At 67.5% G+C, this 7,175-nt stretch carries 13 protein-coding genes; all 13 read left to right on the top strand.

What is annotated here, in order from left to right:
* Positions 1-372, top strand: a 372-nt coding sequence (locus tag AC04L7_RS09535; RefSeq protein ID WP_475512895.1) for a tyrosine-type recombinase/integrase, incomplete at its 5' end; no start/stop codon positions are given.
* Positions 360-620: a hypothetical protein gene (locus tag AC04L7_RS09530; RefSeq protein WP_435998613.1), complete on the top strand. Its 261-nt coding sequence runs from the start codon at positions 360-362 to the stop codon at positions 618-620. The genes AC04L7_RS09535 and AC04L7_RS09530, both read left to right, overlap by 13 nt.
* The gene (locus AC04L7_RS09525) at positions 617-1,105 is read left to right on the top strand and encodes a hypothetical protein (protein ID WP_435998615.1); all 489 of its coding nucleotides are present in this window, start codon (positions 617-619) and stop codon (positions 1,103-1,105) included. Before AC04L7_RS09530 ends, AC04L7_RS09525 begins: the two co-directional genes overlap by 4 nt.
* A 56-nt stretch (positions 1,106-1,161) precedes the next feature.
* Positions 1,162-2,196, top strand: a complete 1,035-nt coding sequence (locus AC04L7_RS09520) for a hypothetical protein (RefSeq protein ID WP_475512894.1) — start codon at positions 1,162-1,164, stop codon at positions 2,194-2,196.
* A 3-nt stretch (positions 2,197-2,199) separates the two neighbouring features.
* A complete protein-coding gene (locus AC04L7_RS09515; RefSeq protein WP_435998619.1) occupies positions 2,200-2,463 on the top strand; it encodes a helix-turn-helix domain-containing protein in 264 nt (87 codons plus the stop codon).
* Entirely contained in the window at positions 2,460-2,891 is a 432-nt protein-coding gene (locus tag AC04L7_RS09510; protein ID WP_435998621.1) for a hypothetical protein, read from the top strand. Before AC04L7_RS09515 ends, AC04L7_RS09510 begins: the two co-directional genes overlap by 4 nt.
* Positions 2,884-3,384, top strand: coding sequence for a hypothetical protein (locus AC04L7_RS09505; protein ID WP_475512893.1), 501 nt, complete (start codon positions 2,884-2,886; stop codon positions 3,382-3,384). The genes AC04L7_RS09510 and AC04L7_RS09505 overlap by 8 nt, the downstream gene beginning before the upstream one ends.
* Entirely contained in the window at positions 3,377-3,958 is a 582-nt protein-coding gene (locus AC04L7_RS09500; protein WP_435998625.1) for a hypothetical protein, read from the top strand. The genes AC04L7_RS09505 and AC04L7_RS09500 overlap by 8 nt, the downstream gene beginning before the upstream one ends.
* Positions 3,955-4,743, top strand: a complete 789-nt coding sequence (locus AC04L7_RS09495) for a hypothetical protein (protein WP_475512892.1) — start codon at positions 3,955-3,957, stop codon at positions 4,741-4,743. Before AC04L7_RS09500 ends, AC04L7_RS09495 begins: the two co-directional genes overlap by 4 nt.
* On the top strand, positions 4,740-5,027 hold the full coding sequence (locus AC04L7_RS09490) for a hypothetical protein (RefSeq protein WP_435998629.1): 288 nt from the start codon (positions 4,740-4,742) through the stop codon (positions 5,025-5,027). Before AC04L7_RS09495 ends, AC04L7_RS09490 begins: the two co-directional genes overlap by 4 nt.
* The gene (locus AC04L7_RS09485) at positions 5,024-5,305 is read left to right on the top strand and encodes a hypothetical protein (protein ID WP_435998631.1); all 282 of its coding nucleotides are present in this window, start codon (positions 5,024-5,026) and stop codon (positions 5,303-5,305) included. Before AC04L7_RS09490 ends, AC04L7_RS09485 begins: the two co-directional genes overlap by 4 nt.
* On the top strand, positions 5,293-5,463 hold the full coding sequence (locus AC04L7_RS09480; protein WP_435998633.1) for a hypothetical protein: 171 nt from the start codon (positions 5,293-5,295) through the stop codon (positions 5,461-5,463). Before AC04L7_RS09485 ends, AC04L7_RS09480 begins: the two co-directional genes overlap by 13 nt.
* The coding region (locus AC04L7_RS09475) for a DNA cytosine methyltransferase (RefSeq protein WP_475512891.1) at positions 5,456-7,175 on the top strand (1,720 nt) is incomplete at its 3' end. The genes AC04L7_RS09480 and AC04L7_RS09475, both read left to right, overlap by 8 nt.

Raw genomic sequence — 7,175 nt, 5'->3', positions numbered from 1 at the left:
GTGGTGGGACTGGAACCGCAGACGGTCGAAGCCATCCGCGCGTGGTTGCGGGTGCGCGGCAAGCTGGCCAAGCCGGGCGAACGGGCCATGTTCGTCAACCAGAACGGCGTGCGCATTGCCCGCCAGAGCGTCTACACCATGGTGCGCGCCCGCGGCGCCGCCGCCGGCCTGCCGCGCCTGCACCCGCATCTTTTTCGGCACCGCCGAATCGGCGACATCGTGGAAAAGCTGGGGCTGGATGTCGGCAGTGCGCAGGCCAGGCACCGCCACAAGTCCACCACCGTCAACGTGTACGGCACACATGCGGCCGAGGTGCAGCGCAACGCGGTGCGAGAACTGGCGCCACTGGGAGACATCGCATGCAACGGATGATCAGCCACGCCGAACCGCTGCCGAACTGCCGCAACGGCCACCGCGCCCGCCACATGCACGACGTGCGCCGTGCCGAAGCCGGCGGCGGCCACCTGGTCGAGTGCGCCTGCAGCACCACCGGCAAACACGCCGAGTTCGACACCGCACTGGTGGAGTGGTGCCGGGCCAACGGCCACCCCGTTCCGCACGCGCTGCTGCAGGCGCCGCTGCCGCTGTCCAACGTCACCCATTTGAGGGCGCGGCCATGACCATGACGCAGCTGCAGCGCGATGCACTGGCCCGCGCAAAGGCGGGCGAATGGGAACTGGCGGACGCCATGGAACTGGTGGAGCGGAGCCGCGCAAACCATGTTCCGCGCACCGTCGTAGACGAGTTTGCGGCGCGCGAACTGGACAACGAAGACATCGGCGCAATCGGCGGCGTCTTTGCGAACGGGCGCATGCGGCTTATCGGATACGGCAAGCCGACCTGCAACAAATGCCAGGGCGACGGCGAAGTGGAGTGCGACCACTGCGGCCACACGGGTGACTGCAAGGAATGCGACGGAACCGGTGGAGGTGACGGCGTGATTCAGGTCTTCACCGACCTCAACGACACCGTAGTGCCGGAGGGGAACGAACCGCAGCGCCCCGCCATCATTCGGCCCATTTCGTGGGCTCAAAAGATCCTCGCCGCTTACCACAAAGAACAACACGCGCAGCGTCACGCTGCCAAGACCTTGGAGAACGCATGATGCGCGCCACCGTACAAGCCGCCGATCTGTCCACCATCCTAAAGCAAGGCGTGGCCGTGACCGGCAAAACCACACTGGACGTGCTGTCCCATGTGCTGATCCGCACCGATCGCGACGGCATCACCATCGAGTCCACCGACCTGAACACCTACATGCGCGACCGTATCCCGGCGCGCGTGGATGAAGCGGGCGAAGCCCTGCTGTCATCGCCCATGCTGTACGCAGCGGCCAGTGCAGGCGGCGAAGTTCGCCTGGATCACCAGGGCAAGGTCAGCCGCGGGCGCAGCCACTACAAAGTGCCGTACCGCGATGACGTGACGGAGTTTCCGGCACAGGAAGACGTCGTGTTCCAGCCCGTCGACATCGACCCGGTCGCGCTGGCCGCCGCGTTGCGCCAGGTGGAGTACGCGCCCGACGATGGCGATGTCCGCCCGATGGCAAAGGCGGCGCACATCGAGCGCGGCCGCGTGTGGGCCACGGATGGAAAGCTGCTGGGCCGCGTCGCTTTCCCGTACGACGGCCCCACCATTTCCATTCCGGACAACCAGCTGAAGCGCGTGCTGGACGTGCTGGCCACCGGCGCAACGCTGCACATCGCCAACGTGCAGGACAATCAGGCGGGCAGCCTGCGCATCGACAACGGGCACCTGACGGTGGTGGTGCGGCTGCAGCACGTCGGGCGCCTGCCCGATCCGGAACCGCTGCTGCCGCTGCCCAACGACAAGCACCCGGAAGTGGTCATCGACCGGGCCGGGCTGGTCGCCGCACTGCGGCGCTTCATGCCCTTTGCGCTGCGGGTCGGCGACAAGCAGGTGGTGATGGCGAACGTGGCGTTGGAACTGCAGGAAGGCCGCTTCCTGATGACCAACACCAGCGGCGAAAGCCACGAAGACCTGACGGACCTGGTCAAGTCGACGCGCGGCAGCTTCCGCGAAGGGTTCGACTTGCGGCTGATGCTGTCGCTGCTGCAGGGCATCACCACGGAAACCGTCCACCTGCGGCCTGGCGTCAAGGGTGCGGCCATGCTGTTCCAACCCGGTGGCACCGAGCGCGACCAGGTCGCCCACGTGCTGATGCCGGTGAGGCTGTAACCMATGAGCGCCGACCAGAACAACGCGCTGCTGGCCGCGCTAAAGGAAGGCCCGATGACGGCGATGGACGCGCTGAACCGCCTGGGCATCGCCCGGGCGAGCGCCCGGGTGTTCGACCTGCGCGAGCAGGGCCACGACATCCGCAGCACGGACATCACCGTGACGAACCGCCAAGGCAAGCCCTGCCGGGTGGCCCTGTATTCGCTGGGCGACGCCCAGCGCACCTTGCTGCCCGTACACCCGGGCAGGGGAGTTATGCACCCATGAATAACCCATTGATTCCCGTGCTGCTGGTGCTGGTCGCCACGCTGGTGTCCGGCATCGCCCTGGGCGTGCTGGCCCACGCCACGTGGCGCCGCCGCCGGCAGCTAATGTCGCCGCTGTCAGTCGACGGCCTGGCCGAACGCGCCGACGTGAACGGCCAGGCGCTGGTGCAGATGGCCAAGGCCATGCGCGAGCGCGCCGCCGAGGAACAGCGCGACACCCGCCGCACCGAACTGCTGCGGTGGGCGCGCCTCGCCGAACAGGCCGCGCAGGAACACCTGGAATGCATCAACGCCATTTCGCTGGACGCCTTGCAGCAGGTCAGCGAAGCCACGGTGCACCTGGGTGACTTTCGCCCCGCCAGCGATGACCGGCGGCGTAACCCGCCCATGAAGGCGCCGCCGATTCTGTGGAGGTCGCGCCATGGGTGAGTTTGCCACCGACACCCGCCACATGGCCCTGAAGATGCTGTCTGATCYGAGGGCCGACCGCTACGTTGCCCGTGCCTTCGGCCACCAACTTGCCAGCATTGAACGGGCTGTCCGCATCGGCGGGCCAGACGACCGCTACCCCAGCTATAACGGCCTTCTGATCATTGCGCAATCCGTGTGCGGCGCGCTTTCGCGTGCCGGCATTACCGACTGCGACGATCCCGGCGAGGCTATCGACGTTATGCGGACGCGCCTTGAATCCAGGATCACCGCCCTTGAAGCGGTACAGCAGGCGGGAGAGGACGACACAAGGCGTTTGAACTGGCTGGCGACCAACCCGCGCGGCGCCAACATCATGGTTGATGGCGAGGCGAAGCCTTGCATTTTCTGGGGTGTTTCTTCGGCGCCAAATCACACCCTTCGCGAGGCCATCGACGCCGCTGCTAGCGCTTCGGCCGCCAGGCAATCAAAAGACGGTGGCGCCAATGCGTGAGCGCATCGCCGAAGCCCTGTTCCAGTGGCTGGTGTTCGCCATCGCCGGCCAGCGACCCCCTAACCTGGTGGTTGGTCAGGACAACCCCGATGGCGCCTACCTGCTGCGTTGGTACGTAACGCCATGGCGTGGCTGGTTTGCCGGCGCGGACATGGCGAAGCGGTCATGGTGTACGCGAGCGGCGCACACCATCGTCAAGCGCCTGCCCAATCTGTACCTGCACAAGTTCCTGAGGGACGACGACGACCGCGCCCTGCATGACCACCCGTCGTGGGCCATCAGCTTCATCCTGCGGCGCGGGTACATCGAACACACCATCGCCGATGGCGGCATACACCACCGCCGCGAGTATGGCCCCGGCAGCCTGCGTTTCATGCGCACACGGCACACGCACCGCATCGAACTGCACACCGACACGAAGACCGGCACCGCCGAGCCGTGCTGGACGCTATTTTTGTTCGGTCCGCGGAGCCGGGACTGGGGCTTCCACTGCCCGGAACGCGGCTGGGTGCCCTGGCAGAAGTTCACCGCCGAGGGCAAGCCGGGCGAAGTGGGGAAGGGGTGCGACGCATGAAGGCAGACGCGAAGCCGGCGAAGGCGACATCCGCCGACGTGCGAGCGGCGCTGGTCCTGCGGTACCCCGCCGACAGCCATGCACTGATGTTCGAAGTCGCGCCGCGCACAGGCGGCGGCACGCGGTATGCCGACGCCGTTGCAGTTGGATTGTGGGCAAGCCATGGCCACGGTATCGAAGGTTTCGAAATCAAGGTGTCGCGCACCGACTGGCTGAACGAACTGAAGCAGCCGGAAAAGTCAGACCCCGTCGCGCAGTACTGCCATCRCTGGTGGCTGGCATGCGCACCCGGCGTGGCGCAGCCAGACGAGTTGCCGCCAGGGTGGGGAATGCTTGAACTTCAGTCCGGCGGCACCCTGCGCATCAAGGTACAGGCACCGAAGCGCGAGCCGGTACCGGTCACACTGGGATTTTTCGCCTCGCTTATCCGTCGCGGCGCCACGCCTGACAACGCCGTCATCCGCACTCTGGTGGACCGTGAAACGAAGGCGTACGCGGAGCGCTTCCAGGAAGACCGAAAGCAGCAGCACCGCGAGGAATTGAGCTACCGGCACCAGCTCGCCGAAGAGGCCATGAAGCACATCACGGCGCTGAAGGAACGTACCGGCATTGATCTGCTGGACTACAGCCACGGCGAAGAGTGGTACCGCGCAGTCGACGGGCTGCACGCCCTGCAGAAAGGCAACTACAGCCGCTCCAACCTCGCTGACCTGAAGGAAGACCTGGCGCGCGCCATAACAGCCATCGACAAGGTGGGACTGGTGATGCCGGAGGCGGCCGCATGAAGCCCGTCCGCGAGTGCCCGGCCTGTGGCCAGAAGACCGACACGCCGTCGTGCTGCGGCGTGTTCCTGGACAGCAAGTTCACCATGACGAAGGCGCGCACGATCGCACTGCGGCGATACGCGCATGGCCGCAAGGGTCTGGACGTCGAAACCTACCGCATGCACCTGGAAGGCGTGGGCGCGCGCAGTACCACCGAACTGACGCGAGACCAGCACACGGCCCTGCTGAAGCGCTTGGGTGCGCTGCCCGACAAGCCCAGGCCGGGCAGGGGGGCTCCCGCATGATCCTCGCCGTTCCCAGCGCGTGGGACGTGCTGCAGTTGAGCGACAACCCGTCGCGTCTGCCGCTGTCGGTGATCCAGCGCCGCCTGCACGTTGGCGAGAACTGCGCGCGCGAGTTGCGCCAGCAGGCATGCGAGCGGATGCGCCTGCAGGCCGTACCCGACGACACCGTACCCAGTCGCCTGGAACTGCGGCTGATGCGCGATTACCACTTCAGCCGCGCCGAAGCGCGCGTGGCAAGCCACATGATCCAGACAGGTGAAATCACATGCCCCATTTGAGCGCAACACCGAAACCCATCACCACCCTGGCTGATGCCATCGAAGCCGGCGAACACGCCTTGCGCCGCGCGCCGGCCGGCTGTCCGGCACTGGTGACGCCCCACGTGATGCGCATGCTGCTTGACGCGGCCGCCGCAACGGAGGCCACCCATGGCTGACGGCGGCGCACGCACGCAGCTGGGTTTTCACCTGCCCGACATCACCGCCGTGTCGCGCCTGCGTGCCGGCGAAATCGTGGTGGATCTGTTCGCGGGCGGCGGCGGTGCCAGCAAGGCGCTGGAAACCGCACTGGCACGCGCCGTCGACGTGGCGATCAACCACAACCCGTGGGCGATCGGCATGCACGCCGCCAACCACCCGTACACGAAGCACCTGTGCGAAGACGTGTGGCAGGCGGACCCGGTGAGGGAAGCCGCCGGCCGGCCGGTGGGCTGGCTGCACGCCAGCCCAGACTGCACGCACTTCAGCCAGGCCAAGGGCGGGCAGCCGCGCGACCGCGCCACGCGTTCGCTGGCCTGGGTGATCCCGAAGTGGGCCGGCAGCCTGAAGCGCGCAGGCAAACCGCCGCGGATCATCAGCATGGAAAACGTCATGCAGATGCTGAAGTGGGGGCCGCTGGTGGCCAAGCGCGACAAGGCCACCGGGCGCGTGGTGAAACTGGACGGCACCGTGGCCGCGAAGGGCGAGCGCGTACCGCTGCAGCAGCAGTTCCTGATCCCCGACAAGCGCCGCGAGGGCCAGACCTGGCGCCAGTTCATCGGCGTGATGCGGGCGCTGGGGTACGTCGCCGAGTGGCGGAAACTGAAGGCGTGCGACTACGGCGCCGGTACCAGCCGCGAACGCCTCTTCGCCGTGTTCCGTTGCGACGGCGAGCCGATCCAGTGGCCGGCGCCGACGCACGGGCCGGGCAGGGCACAGCCGTACGTGACCGCAGCGGACTGCATCGACTGGTCGATTCCGTGCCCATCGATCTTCACCCGTGCCAGGCCGCTGGCCGACGCCACCATGAAGCGCATTGCCCGTGGCGTGAAGCGCTACGTGCTGGACGCCGCCGAGCCGTTCATCGTGCATGCCACGCATGGCGGCGAGCGCCGCCCGCACGGCGCCAGCGAACCCGTGCCGACGATCACGGCCGCGAACCGCGGCGAACTGATGGCGGTGTCACCCACGCTTGTGGAGTGTGCCAATGCATCGGCCGATGGTGTGGCTTCCGCCGACGCGCCCCTGCGCACGATCACAGCTTGGCCCAAGGGTGGTTCGCACGCCGTCGCGGCGCCGGTGCTGGTGCAGGCCGGTCACGGTGAAGGCAAGCCCGGGGCAGGGCGGTGGAGTTACGGCGCCAATGACCCGCAGCAGCCCATTGGCACCATCGTGGCCAGCGGCGGCGGCCAGGCACTGGCTTCGGCCGCCCTGGTGAAGTTCCGCCACGACAGCGAGGGCGCGCCCGTCGACGCCCCGCTGCCGACCATCACCAGCGGCGCAGGCGCCGCACGGCCCGCCGGTGCGGCGCACGCCATGGGCGTGATGACGGCGCACCTGGAACAGGCCAATGGCGGCTTCTACGACGGCGACGGCAAGGCCGCAGACGAACCGCTGTCGACCATCACCAGCAGCGGGACGCAGCAGCGCCTGGTGGCAACCAGCATGGTCACCATGCGCGGCGACAACGTGGGCGCCGCGGCAGACGACCCGCTGCGCACGATCAGTGCAGGCGGCGAGCATCACGCACTGTTGTCCTGCGAACTGAGCGCGGAACACGAAGCCGGCGCGCTGCGCGTCGCGGCGTTCCTGATCAACTACTACGGAAACGGCCAAGCGCTGGCGCTGCCAGAGCCCATCGACACAATCACGACGCGCGACCGACTTGCGC

The organism is Pseudoxanthomonas sp. LjRoot204_2 (assembly GCF_056175765.1).
Note: the sequence above shows the minus strand (reverse complement) of the source record. Positions and strands in the feature narration are given on the sequence as shown.

What these genes read in the sequence shown, in the direction of transcription:
- AC04L7_RS09480 (WP_435998633.1), top strand. Translation starts at nt 5,293, where the DNA reads ATGCCCCATTTGAGCGCAACACCGAAACCCATCACCACCCTGGCTGAT.
- AC04L7_RS09500 (WP_435998625.1), top strand. Translation starts at nt 3,377, where the DNA reads ATGCGTGAGCGCATCGCCGAAGCCCTGTTCCAGTGGCTGGTGTTCGCC.
- AC04L7_RS09510 (WP_435998621.1), top strand. Translation starts at nt 2,460, where the DNA reads ATGAATAACCCATTGATTCCCGTGCTGCTGGTGCTGGTCGCCACGCTG.
- AC04L7_RS09530 (WP_435998613.1), top strand. Translation starts at nt 360, where the DNA reads ATGCAACGGATGATCAGCCACGCCGAACCGCTGCCGAACTGCCGCAAC.
- AC04L7_RS09490 (WP_435998629.1), top strand. Translation starts at nt 4,740, where the DNA reads ATGAAGCCCGTCCGCGAGTGCCCGGCCTGTGGCCAGAAGACCGACACG.
- AC04L7_RS09485 (WP_435998631.1), top strand. Translation starts at nt 5,024, where the DNA reads ATGATCCTCGCCGTTCCCAGCGCGTGGGACGTGCTGCAGTTGAGCGAC.
- AC04L7_RS09525 (WP_435998615.1), top strand. Translation starts at nt 617, where the DNA reads ATGACCATGACGCAGCTGCAGCGCGATGCACTGGCCCGCGCAAAGGCG.
- AC04L7_RS09515 (WP_435998619.1), top strand. Translation starts at nt 2,200, where the DNA reads ATGAGCGCCGACCAGAACAACGCGCTGCTGGCCGCGCTAAAGGAAGGC.